The 20,760-nt window shown below is 70.5% G+C and carries 22 protein-coding genes; 13 read left to right on the forward strand and 9 right to left on the reverse strand.

What is annotated here, in order from left to right:
• Positions 1-7 precede the first annotated feature (7 nt).
• Complete coding sequence (locus AB0C27_RS21305) at positions 8-1,417, forward strand: MFS transporter (RefSeq protein WP_357846418.1); 1,410 nt, start codon at positions 8-10, stop codon at positions 1,415-1,417.
• Between the two features lie 145 nt (positions 1,418-1,562).
• Positions 1,563-3,008: a catalase gene (locus tag AB0C27_RS21310; protein WP_357846420.1), complete on the forward strand. Its 1,446-nt coding sequence runs from the start codon at positions 1,563-1,565 to the stop codon at positions 3,006-3,008.
• 369 nt (positions 3,009-3,377) lie between these two features.
• Here AB0C27_RS21310 and AB0C27_RS21315 read toward each other — a convergent pair whose 3' ends face one another.
• Together AB0C27_RS21315 and AB0C27_RS21320 are read right to left on the reverse strand one after the other, a co-directional pair.
• On the reverse strand, positions 3,378-3,602 hold the full coding sequence (locus AB0C27_RS21315; RefSeq protein ID WP_106246091.1) for a DUF397 domain-containing protein: 225 nt from the start codon (positions 3,600-3,602) through the stop codon (positions 3,378-3,380).
• Between the two features lie 52 nt (positions 3,603-3,654).
• Entirely contained in the window at positions 3,655-4,518 is an 864-nt protein-coding gene (locus AB0C27_RS21320; RefSeq protein ID WP_346100921.1) for a helix-turn-helix transcriptional regulator, read from the reverse strand.
• 649 nt (positions 4,519-5,167) lie between these two features.
• On the opposite strand from AB0C27_RS21320, the gene AB0C27_RS21325 reads away from it, so the two are divergent.
• The 6 genes from AB0C27_RS21325 (at position 5,168) to AB0C27_RS21350 (ending at position 10,753) form a co-directional block, all read left to right on the forward strand.
• Entirely contained in the window at positions 5,168-5,383 is a 216-nt protein-coding gene (locus AB0C27_RS21325; protein ID WP_357846423.1) for a hypothetical protein, read from the forward strand.
• 2 nt (positions 5,384-5,385) lie between these two features.
• Positions 5,386-6,036 (forward strand): hypothetical protein, encoded by a 651-nt coding sequence (locus AB0C27_RS21330; RefSeq protein ID WP_357846425.1) that lies wholly within the window; start codon positions 5,386-5,388, stop codon positions 6,034-6,036.
• A gap of 133 nt (positions 6,037-6,169) precedes the next feature.
• On the forward strand, positions 6,170-8,350 hold the full coding sequence (locus AB0C27_RS21335) for a molybdopterin-dependent oxidoreductase (protein ID WP_357846427.1): 2,181 nt from the start codon (positions 6,170-6,172) through the stop codon (positions 8,348-8,350).
• A gap of 1 nt (position 8,351) precedes the next feature.
• A complete protein-coding gene (locus tag AB0C27_RS21340; protein WP_357846429.1) occupies positions 8,352-8,963 on the forward strand; it encodes an HD domain-containing protein in 612 nt (203 codons plus the stop codon).
• A gap of 30 nt (positions 8,964-8,993) precedes the next feature.
• Complete coding sequence (locus tag AB0C27_RS21345; protein ID WP_357846431.1) at positions 8,994-9,905, forward strand: Rieske 2Fe-2S domain-containing protein; 912 nt, start codon at positions 8,994-8,996, stop codon at positions 9,903-9,905.
• A 29-nt stretch (positions 9,906-9,934) separates the two neighbouring features.
• On the forward strand, positions 9,935-10,753 hold the full coding sequence (locus tag AB0C27_RS21350; protein ID WP_357846433.1) for an NAD(P)H-binding protein: 819 nt from the start codon (positions 9,935-9,937) through the stop codon (positions 10,751-10,753).
• Between the two features lie 13 nt (positions 10,754-10,766).
• On the opposite strand, the gene AB0C27_RS21355 is transcribed toward AB0C27_RS21350, so the two are convergent.
• From AB0C27_RS21355 to AB0C27_RS21370, 4 genes are all read right to left on the reverse strand, one after another.
• A complete protein-coding gene (locus tag AB0C27_RS21355) occupies positions 10,767-10,991 on the reverse strand; it encodes a hypothetical protein (protein WP_357846435.1) in 225 nt (74 codons plus the stop codon).
• A 23-nt stretch (positions 10,992-11,014) separates the two neighbouring features.
• Positions 11,015-11,770: a sulfite exporter TauE/SafE family protein gene (locus AB0C27_RS21360; protein WP_357846437.1), complete on the reverse strand. Its 756-nt coding sequence runs from the start codon at positions 11,768-11,770 to the stop codon at positions 11,015-11,017.
• A gap of 77 nt (positions 11,771-11,847) precedes the next feature.
• Positions 11,848-12,771 carry an SPFH domain-containing protein gene (locus AB0C27_RS21365; RefSeq protein WP_357846439.1) on the reverse strand — a complete coding sequence of 308 codons (924 nt, stop codon included), beginning with the start codon at positions 12,769-12,771 and terminating at the stop codon, positions 11,848-11,850.
• A gap of 86 nt (positions 12,772-12,857) precedes the next feature.
• Entirely contained in the window at positions 12,858-13,646 is a 789-nt protein-coding gene (locus AB0C27_RS21370) for an ABC transporter ATP-binding protein (RefSeq protein WP_357846441.1), read from the reverse strand.
• A 68-nt stretch (positions 13,647-13,714) separates the two neighbouring features.
• On the opposite strand from AB0C27_RS21370, the gene AB0C27_RS21375 reads away from it, so the two are divergent.
• Positions 13,715-14,431 carry a hypothetical protein gene (locus tag AB0C27_RS21375; protein WP_357846443.1) on the forward strand — a complete coding sequence of 239 codons (717 nt, stop codon included), beginning with the start codon at positions 13,715-13,717 and terminating at the stop codon, positions 14,429-14,431.
• A gap of 120 nt (positions 14,432-14,551) precedes the next feature.
• Here AB0C27_RS21375 and AB0C27_RS21380 read toward each other — a convergent pair whose 3' ends face one another.
• Complete coding sequence (locus AB0C27_RS21380) at positions 14,552-15,169, reverse strand: response regulator transcription factor (RefSeq protein WP_357846445.1); 618 nt, start codon at positions 15,167-15,169, stop codon at positions 14,552-14,554.
• A gap of 127 nt (positions 15,170-15,296) precedes the next feature.
• Positions 15,297-16,424, reverse strand: a complete 1,128-nt coding sequence (locus tag AB0C27_RS21385) for a GAF domain-containing sensor histidine kinase (RefSeq protein WP_357846447.1) — start codon at positions 16,422-16,424, stop codon at positions 15,297-15,299.
• Positions 16,425-16,547: 123 nt separating this feature from the next.
• On the opposite strand from AB0C27_RS21385, the gene AB0C27_RS21390 reads away from it, so the two are divergent.
• The 4 genes from AB0C27_RS21390 to serB all read left to right on the forward strand — a co-directional run bounded on the left by AB0C27_RS21390 (position 16,548) and on the right by serB (position 20,224).
• Complete coding sequence (locus AB0C27_RS21390; RefSeq protein WP_357846449.1) at positions 16,548-17,213, forward strand: SDR family oxidoreductase; 666 nt, start codon at positions 16,548-16,550, stop codon at positions 17,211-17,213.
• Between the two features lie 37 nt (positions 17,214-17,250).
• Complete coding sequence (locus AB0C27_RS21395; protein WP_357846451.1) at positions 17,251-18,258, forward strand: S-adenosylmethionine:tRNA ribosyltransferase-isomerase; 1,008 nt, start codon at positions 17,251-17,253, stop codon at positions 18,256-18,258.
• Positions 18,259-18,358: 100 nt separating this feature from the next.
• Positions 18,359-18,925 (forward strand): hypothetical protein, encoded by a 567-nt coding sequence (locus AB0C27_RS21400; RefSeq protein ID WP_357846453.1) that lies wholly within the window; start codon positions 18,359-18,361, stop codon positions 18,923-18,925.
• Positions 18,926-19,003: 78 nt separating this feature from the next.
• The gene (gene serB / locus AB0C27_RS21405) at positions 19,004-20,224 is read left to right on the forward strand and encodes a phosphoserine phosphatase SerB (protein WP_357846455.1); all 1,221 of its coding nucleotides are present in this window, start codon (positions 19,004-19,006) and stop codon (positions 20,222-20,224) included.
• Here serB and AB0C27_RS21410 read toward each other — a convergent pair.
• Positions 20,221-20,700 (reverse strand): histidine phosphatase family protein, encoded by a 480-nt coding sequence (locus AB0C27_RS21410; RefSeq protein WP_357846457.1) that lies wholly within the window; start codon positions 20,698-20,700, stop codon positions 20,221-20,223. The two genes, serB and AB0C27_RS21410, sit on opposite strands and share 4 nt — an antisense overlap.
• Between the last annotated feature and the right edge of the window lie 60 nt (positions 20,701-20,760).

Raw genomic sequence — 20,760 nt, forward strand, 5'->3', positions numbered from 1 at the left:
CATCCGCATGTCGCAAACCGCCGCTTTCTCCGCTCCTGCGCACACAAAGGCGCAGGAGACTCCCAAGGCCAGCGGCCTGCTGCTGACGATCATCCTCGTCGGGCAGTTCCTGGCCGTGCTGAACGTCAACATCGTCAACGTGGCCACCCCGACCATCGAGTCCGACCTGCACTCGTCCGGCGCGGGGCTGCAGATGATCATCGCCGGTTACACCATTGTCTACGCCGTCCTCCTGATCACCGGCGCCAGGGTGGGAGACCTGTTCGGCTACCGCCGGGCGTTCCTCGGCGGCCTTGCGGTCTTCACGCTCACCACGCTCGCCGCGGGCCTGGCGCCCTCGACCGAGTGGCTGGTGGGCAGCCGGCTGCTGCAGGGCGCCGGGGCCGCGATGATGGTGCCGCAGGTGCTGACGCTGCTCCAGCGCAACTATCACGGCGCGGCCAGGGGCCGGGCGATGGGCCTGTGGTCTCTGATGATCAGTGGCGGCATCGTGGTGGGCCAGGCGCTGGGCGGGATCCTGCTGGGCGTCGGCCTGGGCTGGCGGCTCGTGTTCCTGGTGCTGGTGCCGGTCTCGGCGCTGCTGCTGGTGGCCGGGATCCGGGTGCTGCCCGCCGACACCGGCGGCGGCAGGACCGGCCTCGACCCGTGGGGGCTGGCCACGCTGTCCGCGGCCGTGCTGCTGTTCGTGGTGCCGCTCGTGCTCGGGCGGGATCTGGGCTGGCCCGTCTGGGGCTGGATCTCGATGGCGCTGAGCGTGGCCGCCTTCTTCGCGTTCGTCCGCGTCGAGCGGTGGGTCACCGCGAGCGGCGGCCGTCCGCTGGTGGACGCCCGCGTCCTGCGCGCGCCCGGCATGCGGCCGGGGCTGGCGGTGCTGCTGTTCGGCCCGGCCACGTGGGGGGCGTTCCTGTTCACCTCGGCGCTGCACCTGCAAGGCGACCTGCACATGACGCCGCTGGCCTCCGGCATGATGCTGGTGCCGTGCGCGCTGGCGTTCGGCCTGGTCGGGCTGGCCTGGCCGCGCCTGCCGCAGCGGCTGCAGCGCTCGCTCGTCCCCGTCGGCTACCTGGTGGCCGCGCCGGCCTATCTCGGGCTCGGCCTCGCCGCCGGGGGCGGGGTCCCGTACGCGGTCATGAGCGCGCTCATCGGAGCGGGCCTCGGCGTGCAGATCGCGGTGACCACCATGGTGACCGAGCAGGTGGACCGGGCGTACGCGGCCGACGCCAGCGGCGCGCTGCTCACGGTGATGCAGCTGGGCCAGGTCATCGGCGTCTCCACGGTGGGCACGCTGTTCATGGCCCTGGAGTCCGCGTCCGTGGCGGCCGCGCTGCCGACCGCGGCCGCGATGGCGGGGCTGGCCGCCCTGGCCGGGCTGAGCGCGATCTTGCTGGTGCGGCGGCGCACTCCAGCCCTGGCCTGATTTGGATCACTCACTTATTTGAATGCTTCAAGTTAAGGGGGTAGCTTGACGTGACGGAGACCGTCCCCCGCGCCGCCGGTCGTACGCGACGGTTCGCGGGAGACAGGTCGCACCAGCGGCAACGCCGACCCGGAGGAGCGTGATCATGACGAACAGGCCCATCACCACCGACGACGCGGGCATCCCCGCACCGAGCGACGAGCACTCGCTCTCCGTCGGCCCAAACGGGCCCCTGCTCATGCAGGATCACCATCTGATCCAGAAGATGGCCCACTTCAACCGGGAACGCGTCCCCGAGCGGGTCGTGCACGCCAAGGGCGGCGGCGCCCACGGCCTCCTGCAGATCACCGAGGACGTCAGCCAGTTCACCAAGGCCAAGCTCTTCCAGAAGGGCGCCCAGACCCCGCTCTTCCTGCGCTTCTCCACCGTCGCCGGCGAGCTCGGCAGCCCCGACACGGCGCGTGACCCGCGCGGCTTCGCGATCAAGTTCTACACCGAGGACGGCAACTACGACCTCGTCGGCAACAACACGCCGATCTTCTTCATCCGCGACCCGTCGAAGTTCTCCGACTTCATCCACAGCCAGAAGCGCCGCGCCGACAACCACCTGCGCGACAACAACATGCAGTGGGACTTCTGGACGCTGTCGCCCGAGTCGGCGCACCAGGTCTCGTTCCTCATGACCGACCGCGGCATCCCGGCCTCCTGGCGGCACATGCACGGCTTCGGCTCGCACACGTTCCTCTGGTACAACGCGGCCGGCGAGCGGTTCTGGGTCAAATACCACTTCAAGACCGAGCAGGGCATCAGGAACTACACGGCCGACGAGGCCGCCGCGCTGCTCGCCGACCCCGACCACCACGTCCGCGACCTGCACACGGCCATCGCCAAGGGCGACCACCCGTCGTGGACGGTCAACGTGCAGATCATGCCGTTCGAGGCCGCGGCCGACTACCGGTTCAACCCGTTCGACCTGACCAAGGTGTGGCCGCACGGCGACTACCCCGAGCTCACCATCGGCCGGCTCACGCTGACCAAGAACCCGGTGAACTACTTCGCCGAGGTCGAGCAGGCGGGCTTCGAGCCGTCGAACCTGGTGCCCGGCATCGGCGCCTCCCCCGACAAGATGCTCCAGGGCCGGCTCTTCTCCTACCCGGACGCCCACCGCTACCGGATCGGGCCCAACTACCTGCAACTGCCCATCAACCAGCCGCGCAGCCCCGTCAACTCCTACAACTTCGACGGGCCGATGACCTTCACGAACCCCCAGGACCCGGTGTACGCCCCCAACTCCGCGGGCGGCCCCACCGCCGACCCGTCCCTGTACGAGGGCGAGCGCTACCACGTCACGGGCGAGATCGTGCGCTCGGCGTACCGCAGGCACGCGGAGGACGACGACTTCGTGCAGCCGCGCGCGCTCTGGGAGAACGTCCTGTCCGAAGGGGACCGCGCCAACATGGTGCGCAACATCGTCGGCCACGCCTCAGCCCCTGAGGTGACGTCCGCGATGAAACTGCGCGTCGCGGACTACTGGACCAACATCCACAAGGACCTCGGCGCCCGCGTCCGCAAGGGCCTCGGCCTGAACTGAGCCGAGAATCCGACCGTCCCGGCTTTCTTCGCCACGGCCACGTCATAAAAGATTTCCCGTGGCGGGCCTGAGAAGGGCCATTTCCGCGCCCTGATGAATCGCCGACGAAAAGGCCGTTCGCTCGATGGCCATATCGCTGGACCCGAGAACGATTGTCGAGACGAGGCATGGGGGCACCCGGATGTGGCGGACCGGGCCTGTGGCGTTCTCAAGGAAGATCACTTGAGTTGCGCGCACAGATCATCGGTGCCACGATATGCGGGTTTCTGCGGCACGCCGGACGGCGTGTCCCCAACGACAGAGGCGCACCCCAGGCCTCTTACAGGACGGCTCTGGACGGTTGTGCCAGCAACACGCCAGAGCCGTTCGTCATGCGCGCGCGACCAGTGTGGCCAGGTCGAACTCGTTGTCCATGACGCCGGCTACGAAGGCGGTCCACTCGGCGGGCGTGAACACGAGGACGGGTCCGTCCTCCTGCTTGCTGTCACGCAGCGCGACGTTGCCGTCCGCCAGCGGAGCGACCTCTACGCACGCCGTGGCGCCGTTGCAGTAGCTGGCCTTGCGCCAGGCCGCCTTCGTGATGTCGTTGTGCATTGTCTCCCCAAAGGGTGCAGAGGCTTCGTTGCCTCTTTGTTGAGGTAGCTTGTCAACGCCGCCAGAGCATGGCCTTACGCTGGATGAGAACACGCGACTCGTCCACGTCCAGGGCCTCCGACCTGATGTGGTCGAAAGCCAACTCGTAGCCGGCCACCCGCTCCAGGTCGTCGACAAAATGAGCAGTGTACAGCTGTTCCAAATACACGACATCATCGAATGCCGTGAACTTGAGATGAATAAACGCACCGGTGTTGACCGGATGTAGTGCGTCCAACGGCAGGACGTGCACGCTGACATGCGGCAGCAGGGATATCTCCAGGAGATGCTCCATCTGCTCTCGCATGACCGCGGGCTCTCCGAACCGGCGCATCAGCGCCGCCTCGTCGAGCACCACGCTCATCCGGCAGGGATCGCTCCTGTGCAGGACGCGTTTCTGCCGGTCGAGTCGGGCCTCCACCCTGCTGCGGACACCGCTGTGCGTGATGCGCGCGATGCCGCGGGTGGCCAGGATGACCTCTCGCGCGTAGTCCTCGGTCTGCAGGAGGCCGGGCACAGCCTGGGGTTCCCAGTTGCGCTGATAGGTGGCCTCCGCCTCCAGCCCGAGGAATCTTGTGTACTCCTCAGGCAGGGAGTCTTCGTAATCTTCCCACCACCCCCGCTGCTCCGCATCACGCAACAGGCCAACGAGCTCGTCAAGTTTGTCACCGTCAACGCGGTAGAGCTTGGCCATGGCCTTGATGTCGTCGGCGCTGGGCATGGTCTTGGCCGCTTCGATGCGGCTGACTTTGCTGGCCGACCAGCCAAGATCCCTGGCCGCCCTGGCTCCGGTGAGCTTGCGCCGCTCGCGGAGGAAGCGGAGCTCCTGCCCCAGACGGAGTCGCCGTACTGTTGGACTGCCCTGCTGCGTTGGCACCGTCCACGCTCCTTCTCGGGAATGGAGGTGTAGCCGGAAGGGACCGTTTGGAGCCCGGCTTTCTGGGCCGTCTAGCCAATCTTACCCTGCAAGTTGCACGTACATTGCCGCACAGCCTTGCCAGAAGGCTTTCATGGGTAGAGCGTAGGAGCAAGACAAGCTCCGCTAAGTGGTCTACAACGGGCAAAGATCTCCCGAGTGGCCCCTGTGGCCGACACTTCTCCTGCAAGTTGCACGGCAAGCCGCAAGATTCTTAAATCTTCCCTTGCTCAAAGTATTGCAGCATCGACGACCTCGGGGGACGATCAGAGCCAGGAGGGAGCTCGACGTGGTGAGGAGGCCTGAGATGACGACACGGCCGCCCACACCGAGCCTTCCGCTTCCGCTGGCGAGCCCCCGCAGGGGCCGCCTCTCCGGCAACGTCGCCGTCCCGGATACGAAACTCCACCCCAGGGAGGCCACTTGCCGGAAGGATCGCGCATTCGCCTAGAAAACACCGCGCGAGTCCGCTCATTCGAGCAGCAAAAAAGCCGGGCCGAGGCTGACCACCGGTTCACCGCATATGGGCTGCCACCCTGCGGAAGAACCGGTCATCAGCCGTCGGACCGGCCAAGAAGCCACCTTTAAAATGCCGCGAAAGGGGTCTTCTATGTACTCACAAGGTACCAAGGGACTCAGCCGAATCAAGTCCTGGATCCAGGAACTCATGGCGCCGGCCGACTACCGAATCTGCGTCGAGCCCGACGAATTCGCATTCCGCAGGGGCTGGACCGTGACGAGGACCGGTTTCGGTTCCCGGCGCTACCGCGACCCGCGCTTCGACCAGCTCCGCCTCCCACGCAAGGTGACCGAGGAGGTGTCCTGACGATGCCGAGGAATCCGCGTAACCAGATCTTCCCCGCCAACGAGGACCTCCCGGCCGCCGGGGGCGGCGGGCCGCTGGTCAGGTTCTGGCGGGCCCGCGCCGAGCTGCTGCTGCTCGCCGGGCTGGCGCTGTTCACGCTGACGCTCGTGGGCGCCGCCCAGGAGGGTCGCTGGATGCCGTTCATCCTGCTGGCCGGCGCCGTCTCGGTGCCCGCCGCCACCAGGACGGGCCGCAACTGGATCACGGCCCACGTCTGGTGCGTCATCTCCCGGCACCGCCTGCACCGGGTCTGCCTGGAGACCACCATGCACACCAGGGCCGGTCGCATCCCGCTGGTGTTGTGGATCACGCCCACGGCCACCGGCGAGAAGGCCCTGGTGCTGGTCAGGGCCGGCATCAGCGCCGAGGAGTTCGAGGCCTACAGCGCCGAGATCGCCGCGGCCTGCTGGGCGCGCAGCGTCAACGTCTACCGGCACCGCACGCGGGCCCAGCTTCTGATCGTGGAGACCGTCCGGCGCGACGAGGTGCCGGGGGCGCTCTCCCCCGGCCTGGAGCGCCTGTACGGCCGCCGCGTCTGGATCTCCATGAGACCCGACCTCGAGGAGCCGCCCGATCTGCGCACCGAACCGGCGCTTCCCCTGATGGGCCGATGAGACCCACCTGAGACCTGGGGAATCCGGGAAATTCCCCGGGGGGCGAAGCCCCGGAGACCGCGGGGGCTCCGGGGCTTCCCCATGGGCGGGGAGCGCGCGAAGATGAGTTCAGCTGGCGAACTCAGGAGTCGTGATGACCTCGACCGTCCACCGGACCTGCCCCCTGTGCGAGGCCGTCTGCGGCCTGACGCTCACTCTCGACGCGGGCGGGCACGTGACCAGCGTCAGGGGCGACAAGGACGACCCGTTCAGCAAGGGGTTCATCTGCCCCAAGGGAGCCAGTCTGGGGCGGCTGGACGAGGATCCCGACCGGTTGCGCAAGCCGCTGATCAGGGAGGGCGAGCTGTGGCGCGAGGTCGGCTGGGAGGAGGCGTTCGAGGCCGTCAGGGCGGGGCTGGACCGGGTCTCCGACCGCCGCTCCGTCGCCGTCTACCTGGGCAACCCCAGCGCCCACACCATGGCCGGCGCCCTGTACGGCGCGCCGCTGATCAAGTCGCTCGGCACCCGTAACGTCTTCTCCGCCAGCACCGCCGACCAGATGCCGAAGCACGTGGCCTGCGGGCTCATGTTCGGCCATCCGCTGGCCATCCCCGTGCCCGACCTCGACAGGACCGACTACCTGCTGATGCTGGGCGCCAACCCGCTGGAGTCCAACGGCTCCCTGTGCACCGCGCCCGACTTCCCCGGGCGGCTCAAGGCGCTGCGCGGGCGCGGGGGGCGGCTGGTCGTGGTCGATCCGCGCCGCACGCGTACGGCCGCGCTGGCCGACGAGCACCTGTTCGTCCGCCCGGGTACGGACGCCTACCTGCTGTTCGGCATCGTCCACACCCTGTTCGCCGAGGACCTGGCCAGGCCGCTCGCCGAGGTCAACGGGCTGGCCGAGGTACGCGAGGCGGCCAAGCACTTCCCGCCGGAGAGCGTGGCCCGGCGCACCGGGGTGCCCGCCGAGGTGATCGTGCGGCTGGCCAGGGAGCTGGCGGCGGCGCGTACGGCCGCCGTGTACGCCAGGATCGGCACCTGCACGACCGAGTTCGGCACGCTGGCCCAGTGGCTGGTGGACGTCGTCAACGTGCTGACCGGCAATCTGGACCGGCCGGGTGGCGCGATGTTCCCCAAGGCCGCCACCGAGATGCGCGCACGGCGCAGGCCGTACGGTGTCGGGCGGTGGAGCAGCCGGGTCAGGGAGTTGCCCGAGGCGAACGGTGAGCTGCCGGTGGCCACCCTCGCCGATGAGATCGAGACACCCGGTGAGGGGCAGATCAAGGTCCTGTTCACGGTGGCGGGCAATCCGGTGCTCTCCGCGCCCAACGGGGATCGGCTGGACGCGGCCTTCGGGCGGCTGGACTTCATGGTGAGCGTGGACCCGTACCTGAACGAGACCACGAAGCACGCGCACGTCATCCTGCCCCCGCCCCGCGTCCTGCAGTCGGGGCACTTCGACTTCGCGCTGCTCGGGTTCGCCGTGCGCAACTACGCGCGTTACTCGCCGCCGCTGCTGCCGCTGGACGAGCGGCCGTCGGAGGCGCAGATCCTGGCCAGGCTGGCCATGATCGCGTCGGGGCTGGAAGGGGACCTCGACGCGTTCGTCATCGACGACACGCTGCGAAAGGCCACGCAGACGCCCGGCTCGGGGGTCGAGGGGCGGGACGTGGCGGAGCTGCGGGAGCTGCTGGACGGCGAGTCGGGCGGCGAACGGCGGCTCGACCTCATGCTCAGGCTCGGCCCGTACGGCGAGTGGGCCGGCAAGGGTGACCTGTCGCTGCGCAAGCTGCTCGACAACCCGCACGGCGTGGACCTGGGCGCGCTGGAGCCGCGGCTCGGCGAGGTGCTCAGGACCGCCTCGGGGCTGATCGAGCTGGCCCCGCCGCAGCTCCTGGAGGACGTGGAACGGCTGCGCGGCCGGCTGGAGGAGGAGCCGCCGGAGATGGTCCTGATCGGCCGGCGCCACCTGCGCTCCAACAACAGCTGGATGCACAACGTGGGCCCGCTGGTCGGCGGCAGCAACACGTGCACGCTGCAGATCAACCCGGCCGACGCAGAACGGCTGGGACTGGCCGGGCAGGCCGTGGTGCGCTCGGCGAAGGGCCAGGTCACGGTGCCCGTGGAGCCCACCGACAGCATCATGCCCGGCGTGGTGAGCCTCCCCCACGGCTGGGGCCACGCGGGCAGCACGCAGAGCGTGGCGGCCGGGCACGCGGGCGTCAGCGCCAACGCGTTGACGGACGAAACCACCATTGACGTTCCAAGTGGTAACGCAGTGTTCAACGGAGTTCCGGTCACGATTTCACCAACCGGGGTGATCACCGCACAATAGGGTGTCGCGCGTGACTATCGCGCCAGAAGAGGACCGCCTGAACGCCCAGATCGCCTTCGCCATCGAGATCGACAAGTTGAAGCGGGTCATCCGCCGCAACCATCTGATGGACGGCTCGCGGCGGGAGAACACCGCAGAGCACTCCTGGTACGTGGGCACGCTGGCGATGGTCCTCGGCGAGCATGCCCCACCCGGAACCGACCTGCAACGCGTCGTGGCCATGTTGTTGGTGCACGACCTGGTGGAGATCGACGCCGGTGACACCTTCATCTACGACTCCGTGGCGGTGGCCGCGCAGGCCGAGGCCGAGCGGGCCGCCGCCGACCGCATCTTCGGGCTGCTGCCGGCCGAGCAGGGCACGCGGATGCGTGAGCTGTGGGCCGAGTTCGAGGACAGGAAGACGCCGGAGGCGAGATTCGCCAAGGCGCTCGACCGTTTCGCCCCCATCCTGGCCAACCATCACAACGAGGGCGGCACGTGGCCACTGTTCAAGGTCACCGCCACACAGGTGAAGGAGAAGGTTCGGATCATCGAGGAGGGCTCGCCCTCGCTGGGCGCGTACGCCCTGGAGCTGGTCGAACTCTCCGTGGCCAGGGGGCACCTGCCCGAGTGACCCCCACAAGGCCGGGGTAGGGGACTTGTCGTGAAAGAGACAGTACGAGCGAGACGTCGGCAGTTGCGGGGTTTCGCCGGGCCGGTCGCCATCGCCGATCGGCTCGAGAAGTCGAAGGCCATGGACTCGCCGATCAGGGGACTCGCCAAGGCCGTGCGCCGGCGGCTGCGCCAGGGCCGGCTGCGTGACGTGCTGCACGGCGTACCCCTCGGGGAGCCCATGCACCCGCCGCTGGCGACGGTCTCCCTGGGCTGCTGGCTCTCCACGGCCGTGCTGGACCTGGCCGACGCCGATCCGCGCGCCTCGCGCCTGCTGCTGGCCACCGGTTTGATCAACGCGCTGCCCACGGCGGCGGCGGGGCTCACGGACTGGTCCTCGCTCCACCGCGAGCAGCAGCGGGTGGGTTTCGTCCACATGCTGGCGAACGCGGCCGCGCTCGGCCTGTTCTCCGCCTCCCTGCTGGCGCGCCTGCGCGGGCACGAGCGGCCTGGCCGGATGATGTCGTACGCGGGGCTCGCCGTCGGCGGGCTCGGCGCCTATCTCGGCGGGCACCTGGCCCATCGCCAGGCGGCGGGCGCCAACCACGCGCCGCAGGTGACGCACCTGGTGCCGCTGGGCTGGCACGACCTGTGCCCGCTCAAGGACCTGCCCGACGGCCGGCCCGTGGCCAGGCGGCTCGGCTACATCCAACTCTTCGTGCTGCGCCAGGGTGAGGGCGTGACCGTGCTGGCCGACCGGTGCCCGCATCTGGCGGGTCCGCTGCACCAGGGCAGGCTCGTGATGGAGGACGGCGAGGCGTGCGTGGTGTGCCCGTGGCACAGCAGCACGTTCCGGCTGTCCGACGGCTCGGTCAGGCACGGGCCCGCGACCGCGCCCGCGCCGGTGTTCGAGACGCGGATCAGGAGGGACGGCACCATCCAGGTGCGGCCGGGGTTGACCTGAAGTTTGGTTGAGGTCCTACGGTCGGGGCCATGAGCAAGATTCTGGTGACCGGCGCGACCGGTAACGTCGGCAGTCATGTGGTGTCCCAGCTCGCCGGGGCGGGGCTGGAGGTACGGGCGTTCGCCAGGCGCCCCGAGCGGGTGCGGGCGGCCGTGGAGGTCGTCCAGGGCGACCTGTACGAGCCCGAGACGCTGGAGCCCGCGCTGAAGGACGTCGAGAGCGTGTTCCTGCTCTGGCCCGGCTTCACGACCGGCAACGCCGCCGAGGTGGTCGCGGCCGTCGCGCGGCACGCGCGCCGGGTGGTGTACCTGTCCGCGCTGGGCGGCGACGGCGCTCCGTCGCACTACGCGGAGATCGAGGAGCTGATCAGGCGCTCCGGGCTCGGATGGACGTTCCTGCGGCCGGGCGGGTTCGCCGCCAACACGCTGGGCTGGGCCGGGCAGATCAGGCAGGGCGTGGTGCGCTGGCCGTACGGGGAGGCGTCCAGGGCGCTGATCCACGAGCGCGACATCGCCTCCGTGGCCGTGCACGTGCTCACCTCGGCCGGGCACAACGGGGCCGCGTACGCGCTCACCGGGCCCGAGGAGCTGACCCAGGCCGAGCAGGCGCGCGTGATCGGTGAGGCGACCGGGCGTGCGGTGCGCTGGGAGGAGCAGCCGGTCGAGGAGGCGCGCGAGCGGCTCATGGCGGCGTGGGGGGAGCCGGCGTTCGTGGAGGGCGCGCTGACGACCTGGGAGAGCTTCGTCACGCGCCCTGAACGGGCCACCGACACGGTGGAACGGCTGCTCGGCCGGCCCGCGCTCACCTTCCGCCAGTGGGCGGAAGACCACGCCGCCGACTTCGCCTGACCCGGGGCCTGCTTCAGTCGGTGGAGTCGGCGGGGTGTTCGACGAGGGCGAGGATGCGGCTGGACATGAACCTGGCCGTGCGCACCGGTGTGCCGGTGCGGGTCACCTCGCTCACCTCCACGAGCCCCCGCCGGTTGGCCACCTCGACCCGCCGCCCGGCGCGGGTGGCCGTGATCTCGTACGTGCGGGGCGAAGAGTCTCCCGCGTCGATGACGATCTCCACCCGGTCACCTTTCATGACCGAGTTATACCCATCCCGACTTATCCGTACACCAGTACGATAATCGCCATAAGTCCCACGAAAACGATGATCGCCCGCAGCACCCGCGCCGGAATGCGTCGCCCCAGCCTGGCCCCCAGGAACCCGCCCGCGATGGCGCCCAGCGCCACCCCCGCCACGGCCGCCCAGTCCACCTCCGCCACCACCACGAACAGCAGCGCGGCCACCCCGTTGACGATCAGCGCGAGCACGTTCTTGGCCGCGTTCACCCGCTGCAGGCCGTCGTCGAGGAAGATGCCGAGCAGCCCGATCAGCAGCACGCCCTGCGCGGCCCCGAAGTAGCCGCCGTAGATCCCCGAGGCCAGCACGCCCACCCACAGCGCCGCGCCGCCGTGCGCGTGGGGCTGCTCGCGCCGCGCGGCCACCCACGCGTTCAGCCGGGGCTGCGTCATGACGAGCACGCAGGCCACCGCGATCAGCACCACCACCACGAACTCGAACACGTCGGGATCGAGGAACAGCAGCAGGATCCCGCCGATCAGCGCCCCGAGCGCCGAGGCCGCGCCCAGGCGCAGCAGGCGGTCACGCTGGCCGCGGAGCTCGGCGCGGTAGCCGTACGCGGCGGTGTAGGAGCCGGGGACCAGGCCGATCGTGTTGGAGACGTTGGCGGTGACCGGATCGACGCCGAGCGCCACCAGCGTCGGGAACGTGATCAGCGAGCCCGACCCCACCACCGCGTTGATGGCGCCCGCCACCATCCCGGCAGCGCAGATCGCGGCCAGTTCCCATCCGGTCACGCAGACCCCCCGCTCGGACCGCAGCCGCGTCGACGTGCCCGGTCAAGGCCGCGGCGGCAGTCCGTTCGGCAGGGTTCTCACCGGGTGTCCTGGTCTTTCGGGGGAGTGAAGAGGCCGCCAAGGTTCTCCAGGACCTTGCCCATCTCGGATGGGACGATCCAGATTTTATTGGCGTCGCCCTTGGCGATCTCCGGCAGGGTCTGCAGATACTGGTAGGCCAGCAGGTGCTGGTCCGGATTGCCCTCGTGAATGGCCTTGAACACCATGCCGATCGCGTCCGCCTGCCCCTTGGCCCGCATCGCCTGGGCCTCGGCCTCGGCCTGCGCGCGCAGCACGGCCGCCTCCGCCTCGCCGCGCGCCCGCAGCACCGACGCCTGCTTCTCGCCCTCGGCCGCCAGGATCGCCGCCTGACGCTGGCCTTCGGCGGTCAGCACGGCGGCGCGCTTGTCGCGGTCGGCGCGCATCTGCTTCTCCATCGAGTCCTGGATGGAGGCGGGCGGGTCGATGGCCTTGAGCTCGACCCGGTTGACCCGGATGCCCCATTTGCCGGTCGCCTCGTCCAGCACGCCGCGCAGGGCGGTGTTGATGTCCTCCCTGGAGGTCAGCGTGCGCTCCAGGTCCATGCCTCCGACCACGTTGCGCAGCGTGGTGACCGTGAGCTGCTCGACGCCGGTCAGGAAGTTCGCGATCTCGTACGTGGCCGCCTTCGGGTTGGTGACCTGGAAGTAGATGACGGTGTCGATGGAGACCACCAGGTTGTCGGAGGTGATCACCGGCTGCGGCGGGAACGACACCACCTGTTCCCGCAGGTCGATCAGGTCCTTGATCCGGTCGATGAAGGGCACCACCAGGTTGAGCCCGGGGGTCAGCGTGCGGTGGTAGCGCCCGAGGCGCTCGATGATGGCGGCCGTGGCCTGCGGGATGATGCGAATCGTCCGGGCCACTCCGAAGCCCACCGCGGCGACCACGACAATGGCGACGATGAGCTGTTCGACGGACATGGCGACGCTCCGGAGCCGAGGAAACCGACTCCGCAGATCCTATGGTGTTTCAGGTTTGGGCGTCTTTTATCGTCATAAATGGTGATCTAGTGAGCGCGCGCGTACCAGCGGCCCTCGGCGCTGCGGTCCAGCGAGAGCGGCACCCCGAACGTCTCGGAGAGCGTGTCGGAGGTCATGACGTGGTCGAGCGGCCCCTGGGCCACCACCGAGCCGTGGCGCAGCAGCAGGCCGTGGGTGAACCCGGCCGGCACCTCCTCCACGTGGTGCGTCACCAGCACCAGCGTCGGCGAGCGGTAGTCGCCGGCCAGCAGCGACAGACGGCGCACCAGGTCTTCCCTGCCGCCCAGGTCGAGCCCGGCGGCCGGCTCGTCGAGCAGGAGCATCTCGGGGTCGGGCATGAGCGCCCGCGCGATCTGCACCCGCTTGCGCTCGCCCTCCGACAGGGTGCCGAACCGCCGCCTGATCAGGTGGGCCGCGCCCAGCATGTCGATCAGCTCGACCGCCCTGGTGACGTCGTTGGAGTCGTATTCCTCGGTCCAGCGGCCCATGATCCCGTACGAGGCCGTCAGCACGAGGTCGATGACCTTCTCCTCCGGCGGGATGCGCTCGGCCAGCGCGGCGCTCGCCAGCCCGATCCTCGGCCGCAGGTCGAACACGTCGGCCTGACCCAGCCGCTCGCCCAGCACCTCGACCACGCCGTCACTCGGATAGAGCAACGTGGCCGCGACCTGCAGCAGCGTGGTCTTGCCCGCGCCGTTGGGACCGACGACGACCCACCGCTCGTCAGCGTTGACCGTCCAGTCGATGCCGCGCAGCAGGGCCGCTCCGTCGCGCCTGACGGCGACGTCCTGGAGCCGCAGCACCTGACCACCCATCCCCGATACCTCCTTAGGAGTCACCCTCGGGACAAACCTATTGCAGGGCGAGCGCTTATCGTGGATCGGTGCGCCCTGAATCGACTGTCTGCCCATCCCTGGTCGCCTGGGGCAACGCGTGGCTGTCCGGTCACGTCGGCCTCGACGAGGCGGCTGACCACGTCGAAGCCGCCGGCGGGCCCGTCGTCGCCGGCGATGTCCCCTTGCGTAAATACCTCGCAAACCTGCGCGGCGGCGGTCTGCGCGAGGTGCGGCTGGCCCTGCCCGCCCCGGGCGATCCGCTCGGACTGTCGGGGCCGGCGTCGTTCAACTCCGCCGCCGTCGACGCCGGCCAGGCCGTCATCGCCGTGCTCGGCGACCGCAACCTCGGGCTCGTGCCGGTGCCCGACCTGCGCGGGTCGTCGTACGTCGGCGTGCGCCTGGAGATCCACGACGCCGGGCCCGTACGCCACGACCTGCCCACGCTGTCGGAGGCCGAGCGGGAGCTGTCGGACGCGATCCGGGCCGCCACCGAGGCCCTGACCTCGGTCGACGGGCCCGCCCACGACCGCCCTGAACGGACGCCGCGCGGCGGTGAGCTCGCGCCCGGCTATCCCGGCCGGGCGCATCGGGTCTCCGCCCTGGCCACCCGGCTGGCCGCCGTGCTGCGCCTGGCCGACGAGCGCGGCCTCACCTCGGGGCAGCTCGCCGCGCGGGCGGCCGCGCTGCGCGAGCTCGACCGGGCGGTGCGCCGCGCGCTCGTGGCGGCCCACCACGCGATCTTCGAGCCGGTCAGGAACCAGTAGCGGCCCGGCCGGCACCCCCGGCACCACCACCCGAGCCGCCCCCGCCGCCACCCGCGCCGCCCTCACCTGCATCCGAGCCGCCCTCTCCGGGACCTTCCGCGTCATCCCCCGGCCGCCCGCTCAGCCGAGGCCGTGACGGACGGCGTAGAGGGCGGCCTGGGTGCGGTCCTGCACCCCGAGCTTCATCAGCACGTTGGAGACGTGGGTCTTGACCGTCTTCTCCGCCACGGCCAGGCTCCGGGCGATCTCCCTGTTGGACCGCCCGGCCGCGATGAGCGCCAGCACCTCGCGCTCGCGCTCGGTCAGCGGCACCGGCGCGGGCACGGCGCCGCCCCTGGACGACAACATCGCCTCGGCCGCCTCTGGGGCGAGCAGCACCTGCCCGCCGTGCACCGCCCGCACGGCCTGGACGAGCGCGGGCGGATCGACGTCCTTGTAGAGGAACCCGGCCGCCCCCGCCCGCATCGCCGGCCCCACGTCGGACGGGTCGCTCACCGAGGTCAGCACCACGATCCTGGTCGGCGCGCCGCTCAGCCGCTCAAGCGCGCCGAGCCCGTCGAGCACCGGCATCTTCAGGTCGAGCAGCAGCACGTCGGGCGCCAGCTCCGCCACCAGCTCGACGGCCTGGGCCCCGTCGGCGGCCTCGCCGACGACCGTGATGTCGTCCTGGAGGTCGAGGAACGTGCGCAGCCCCTGCCGCACCACCGGATGGTCGTCGGCGATCAGCACCCGGATCACCCGGCCACCCCCGCCGGATGGTCGTCCGCGATCAGCACGCGAATCACCCGACCACCCCCACCGGATGGTCGTCCGCGGTCCGTACCGGCATCACCCGGCCGCCTCCGCCGAGACGGGCCGCCGGCGATCAGCGCCCGCATCCTCCGCCCACCTCCACTCGCACGGTGGTGCCGTTGCCGGGAATCGACTCCACGGTCATGACGCCGCCGATGGACTCGGCCCTGTCGCGCATCGAGGCCAGCCCGAGCCCGCGTGACTCCCCGGGTTCGAAGCCCTTGCCGTCGTCGCTCACCTCCAGCGTCAGCCCGCCGTCCGTGGCGCACAGGCGCACGGAGACCAGGTCGGCGCTGGAGTGGCGCAGCGCGTTGTGCAGCGCCTCCTGGGCCACCCGCAGCACCACCACCTCCACCTCGGGGTCGAGCGGCGGCAGCTCGGCGCACTCGAACGTGACCAGTGCCGGATGGAGCCGGTCGAGCATGCGCACGTGCTTGCGCAGCGTCTCGGACAGCCCGTGCCGGTCGAGCTCGGCCGGGCGCAGCTCGACGATCACCGCCCGCAGCTCCGCCAGCGCCTCGCCCGCCAGCCGCTGGACCCGGTCGAGCTCGGCGGCGGCCTTGTCGGGCGCCTTGGCGAGCAGGTCGCCGGCGGCCTGCGCGGAGAGCCTGAGCGAGAACAGCTTCTGGGTGACCGCGTCGTGCAGGTCTCTGGCGACCCTGTTGCGCTCCTCCATCATGGCCAGCTCGCGCCCGCGCTCGTAGAGCCTGGCGTTGATCAGCGCGATCGAGGCGTGCGCGGCGAACAGCATGAGCAGCTCCTCGTCGTCTCGCGTGAAGCCGCCGCCCGAGCGCTTGTTGGCCAGGAAGATGATGCCGAGCACCCGCTCGCGGTCGCGGATCGGCATGCCGAGGAAGTCGCGCATCACCGGATGGGCCTTCGGCCACCACTCGAACCTCGGGTCGCTGCGCAGGTCGGGCAACCTGACCGGCGCGCCGTCGCGGAGCATCGCGCCGAGCATGCCGTGCTGCCTGGGCAGCGGGCCGATCGCCTCCCACTGCTTGTCGGTCAGGCCCTCGGCGACGAACTCGGCGAACGAACCGTCGTCGTCGGGCACGCCGAGCGCGGCGTAGCGGGCGTCGAGCAGGCGCTGCGCCGAACGTACGATGACCTGCAGCACCTCGCGGACCGACAGGTGGCGGGTGACCGCGAGCACTGCGGAGCTCACCGCCTGAAGGATCTCGTCCCGGTCTGAGGTCACGGCCCCACTCTATGGTCCGGCTCCGACAGAACCACGGGTCCCCGGACCTAGGACGATGTGCCCAGAACGGGGCGGGTCCACAGCCCGATGTGCCGTGCCCGCGGCGTTCCTAGCGTCGGTTTCATGACGAACACGACGAAGACCGCACTCATCACCGGAGCCTCCCGCGGACTCGGCCTCGCGCTGGCGCGGTCACTGGCGGCCGCGGGCTGGAATCTCGTCCTCACCGCCCGCGGGGCCGCCGAGCTGGAGCGGGCCGCCGCCGAGCTGGGCGCGACCGCGATACCGGGCGACGTCACGGACCCGGAGCACGTACGGCGGCTGGCCAGGGCGGCGCCCGAGCTGGACCTGCTCGTCAACAACGCCAGCGACCTGGGCGCGACGCCGCTGCCGCCGCTCGCCGGCTATCCGCTGGAGGCGTTCAGGGTGCTGCTGGAGACGAACGTGACCGCGCCGCTCGCCCTCGTCCAGGCCACGCTGCCCGCGCTCCGGGCGTCCGGCGGCGCGATCGTGAACGTCACCTCGGACGCCGCCACGGGCGCGTACGAGGGCTGGGGCGGCTACGGCGCCACCAAGGCCGCGCTGGAGCAGTTGTCCAACGTGCTGTCGGCCGAGGAGCCTGGCCTGCGCGTCTGGTGGGTCGATCCGGGCGAGATGAACACCCGCATGCTGGCCGACGCCGTGGGCCAGGAGGAGGCGGCGGGCGCGGCCGACCCGGCCAAGGTGGCGGCAGGGCTGGCCGACCTGGTGAGCTCCCGCCCGGCCAGCGGCAGGGTGAGCCTGCAATGACCGCCTCGCCGGACTCTCTGAGGAGGGTGAGCCTGCGATGACCGCCTCGCTGGACTTCCTGCTGCCGCCCGGCCTGTCGGCCGCGGAACCGCCCGAGGCCAGGGGCCTGGCCAGGGACGCCGTGCGCCTGATGGTCTCGCGCGGCGCCGCCGAGCCGGGCCACCACCACTTCAGCGACCTGCCGCGGCTGCTGGATCCGGGCGACCTGATCGTGGTGAACAACTCGGCTACCCTGCCGGCCGCCGTCCGGCTGGACCGCCTGGCCGTGCACTTCTCCACCGCGAGGAACGACGGGACGTGGCTGGTGGAGCTGCGCCGGCGCACCTCGAAGGCGTCGGAGCCGTACGCGGGGGGCGAGCCGGGCGAGTGGCTGCCGCTGCCGGGGCGGGCCACGCTGCGGCTGATCGAGCGGGAGACGCCGCGGCTGTGGCGGGCCGAGCTCGACCGGGACGTGCCGGCGTACCTGCGGGTGCACGGCACGCCGATCCGCTACTCGTACGTGGAGCGGGACTGGCCGATCGAGGCGTACCAGACCGTGTTCGCGACCGTGCCGGGGAGCGCGGAGATGCCGAGCGCGGCCAGGCCGTTCACCGCCGAGCTGGTGACGGCGCTGGTGGCGCACGGGGTCGGCATCGCCCCGATCACGCTGCACACGGGGGTGGCCTCGCCTGAGAAGGACGAGCCGCCTTACGCGGAGCGGTACGAGGTGCCCGCGTCCACCGCGCGGCTGGTCAACCTGACCAGGGCGAACGGCGGGCGGGTGGTGGCTGCGGGGACGACCGTCGTGCGGGCGCTGGAGACGGCCGCGGGGGCAGACGGCCTGGTCTCGGCCGCCGCGGGCTGGACCAGGCACGTGGTGACGCCCGAAGGCGGCGTACGGGCCGTCACGGGGTTGATCACGGGTCTGCACGAGCCGCGCTCCAGTCATCTGCTCATGCTGACCGCCATCGCGGGGCGGCCGGCGCTGGCCCGCGCGTACGAGGAGGCGTTGCGTGAGGGATATCTGTGGCACGAGTTCGGCGACACGCACCTGATACTGAAGTAAACGGCTTTACATAGATTTTGCATACGTGATAGGAAAAGCCGACATTCACGGGGGCTTAGTCTGTCGCGTCCCCGCATTCCTCTCACAACGGAGACGTTGAATGCATAACTCGGTTACCAAGGTCGCCTCGCTCGGCTTACTCGCGGGCGTCCTGCTCCTCCCGGCGGTTCCGGCCGCCGCGACCACGACCGCGAGCACCACCACCGCGGTCAGCGCGTCCGTCCTGGACGACCCGTTCAACGTCTTCAAGGTGACCGTCAAGGCGCCGAAGAAGGTCAAGGCCGGGGGCAAGATCACGTACCAGGTCAAGGCGCTCAACACGGGCCCGTACGTCGCGGACGCCTGGTTCCTCGGCGGCCAGTTCCCCAAGGGCGTCGACCTGAAGCGGGTCACCTACCGCAGCAGCGTCAAGAAGACCCAGTGCTTCTCCGAAGGGCGGGCGTTCCTTTGTTTCGCGCCCAAGGCCCTGAAGAAGGGCGAGTCGGTCTCCTTCTCCTTCTACACGAAGCTCACGAAGAAGGCGAAGGGCACCCAGACCGCGACACTCGGCGTCATCTCCTATGACGTCCAGACCGGCATGGAGAACCTGAGCAAGGAAGAGCTGGACCGGCTCGGAATCCCGGCTCACGGCTACCTCAAGTCGGTCAAGACCAAGATCGTCCGCTAGTTCCCGCACCCTGCGCCCGTGCCCGAATGCCCAACCTGCTTCACGAGCATCGGACCGGGCGCAGTACCGTGGCTGGATGTGGACCAGCGCACCCTCCTGATCACACTGACCGGCCCTGACCGCCCGGGCGTCACTTCGCGTCTTTTCTCGGTTCTGTCGAAGTTCCCGGTGGCCGTGGCGGACATCGAGCAGGTCGTCATCCGAGGCAGACTCACCTTGGGCGTGCTCGTGGCGTACACGGGCGGCCCCTCGACCGGCACCGGCACCACCCTCGGCGCGATGTGGACCGCCGTCGAAAGGGTGGCCGAAGACCTCGGCATGGAGGTGGAGCTCTCCACCGGATCGACGGCCAAGGAGGCGCGCCGCCGCGGCCGGCTCTCGGTCAGCGTGCTCGGCGCCACCCTCCAGCCGGCCGCCATCGCCGGCATCGCCGGCCGCATCGCCGCCGCCGGCGCCAACATCGACCGCATCGAACGCCTCGCCCAGTGGCCCGTCACCTGCATCGAGCTGTCCGTCTCCGGCGCCGACCCCGACGCGCTGCGCGTGGAGCTGGCCGCCGAGGCCGCCGCGCAGGAGGTCGACGTCGCCGTGCAGCGCACCGGCCTGTCCCGCCGGGCCAAGCGCCTCATCGTCATGGACGTCGACTCGACCCTCATCCAGGGCGAGGTCATCGAGCTGCTCGCGGCGCACGCCGGCTGCCTGGAGGAGGTCGCCCGGGTCACCGAGGAGGCCATGCGTGGCGAGCTCGACTTCGCCGAGTCCCTGCGCCGCCGGGTGGCGCTGCTCGAAGGGCTGCCGGCCGAGGTGTTCGAGCACGTGCGCAAGGAGGTCGTGCTCACCCCCGGGGCGCGCACGCTCGTCCGCACGCTCAAGCGGCTCGACTACCGCTTCGCCATCGTCAGCGGCGGCTTCACCCAGATCACCGACGGGCTGGTCGAGGAGCTCGGCATCGACTACTCGGCGGCGAACGTGCTGGAGGTCGTCGACGGCCGGCTGACCGGGCGCGTCGTCGGCGAGATCGTGGACCGGCCGGGCAAGGCGCGGGCGCTGAAGCGGTTCGCGCGCGAGGCGCGGCTGCCGATCTCGCAGACGGTGGCCATCGGCGACGGCGCCAACGACCTGGACATGATCGCGGCGGCCGGGCTCGGCATCGCGTTCAACGCCAAGCCCGTCGTACGTCAGGCGGCCGACACCGCCGTCAACACGCCCTACCTCGACTCGATCCTCTACCTGCTGGGCATCTCGCGCGACGAGGTCGAGGCGGCCGACGCCGAGGACCGGGCGCTGACCGGGTCCTAGTGCTCCTTGGGGTCCCAGTGGGAGATCAGGCGGCCCTCGCCCGGGTGCAGCTCCTCCCACGGCGACTCCACCCCGATCACCGCGTACGCGCCCGGCCGGAACGTGTAGTCGCCCGTGTAGTCGACCGGGGCCAGCGCCACGGCCAGCTCGTGCACGCCCGGGTTGTGCCCGCACAGCACCACCGTGCCGAGCTCGGGGTCGGCGCGGCGGACCAGCTCCAGCAGTTCCTCCGGGTACGCCTCGTAGATGTCGCGCTCGTAGCTGATCTCCGCGCCGGGGAAGGCCAGCTCGGCGGTGCGCCTGGTCCTGAGGGCCGGCGAGCAGAGCACCACGTCGGGGTCGAGGCCGGCCGCCCTGAGCTCGTCGCCCGCCCGTCTGGCGTCCCGCTCGCCGCGGTCGGTCAGCGGGCGCTCGCGGTCGGCCAGGCCGGGCACGTGGGCGGCCTTGGCGTGACGCAGCACGATCAGAGTACGCACGAGGTCATCCCGTCTTCGAGGCCCAGACGGCCAGCCCTACGATCACGGCCAGGACGGCGA

This window comes from Nonomuraea sp. NPDC048882, from assembly GCF_040649755.1.
In the GTDB taxonomy this organism is placed as follows: domain Bacteria; phylum Actinomycetota; class Actinomycetes; order Streptosporangiales; family Streptosporangiaceae; genus Nonomuraea; species Nonomuraea maheshkhaliensis.

Coding starts and splice junctions, on each gene's coding strand:
- AB0C27_RS21305 (WP_357846418.1), top strand. CDS start 8: ATGTCGCAAACCGCCGCTTTCTCCGCTCCTGCGCACACAAAGGCGCAG.
- AB0C27_RS21310 (WP_357846420.1), top strand. CDS start 1,563: ATGACGAACAGGCCCATCACCACCGACGACGCGGGCATCCCCGCACCG.
- AB0C27_RS21315 (WP_106246091.1), bottom strand. CDS start 3,602: ATGCACAACGACATCACGAAGGCGGCCTGGCGCAAGGCCAGCTACTGC.
- AB0C27_RS21325 (WP_357846423.1), top strand. CDS start 5,168: ATGTACTCACAAGGTACCAAGGGACTCAGCCGAATCAAGTCCTGGATC.
- AB0C27_RS21330 (WP_357846425.1), top strand. CDS start 5,386: ATGCCGAGGAATCCGCGTAACCAGATCTTCCCCGCCAACGAGGACCTC.
- AB0C27_RS21335 (WP_357846427.1), top strand. CDS start 6,170: ATGACCTCGACCGTCCACCGGACCTGCCCCCTGTGCGAGGCCGTCTGC.
- AB0C27_RS21350 (WP_357846433.1), top strand. CDS start 9,935: ATGAGCAAGATTCTGGTGACCGGCGCGACCGGTAACGTCGGCAGTCAT.
- AB0C27_RS21355 (WP_357846435.1), bottom strand. CDS start 10,991: ATGAAAGGTGACCGGGTGGAGATCGTCATCGACGCGGGAGACTCTTCG.
- AB0C27_RS21365 (WP_357846439.1), bottom strand. CDS start 12,771: ATGTCCGTCGAACAGCTCATCGTCGCCATTGTCGTGGTCGCCGCGGTG.
- AB0C27_RS21370 (WP_357846441.1), bottom strand. CDS start 13,646: ATGGGTGGTCAGGTGCTGCGGCTCCAGGACGTCGCCGTCAGGCGCGAC.
- AB0C27_RS21390 (WP_357846449.1), top strand. CDS start 16,548: ATGACGAACACGACGAAGACCGCACTCATCACCGGAGCCTCCCGCGGA.
- AB0C27_RS21395 (WP_357846451.1), top strand. CDS start 17,251: ATGACCGCCTCGCTGGACTTCCTGCTGCCGCCCGGCCTGTCGGCCGCG.
- AB0C27_RS21400 (WP_357846453.1), top strand. CDS start 18,359: ATGCATAACTCGGTTACCAAGGTCGCCTCGCTCGGCTTACTCGCGGGC.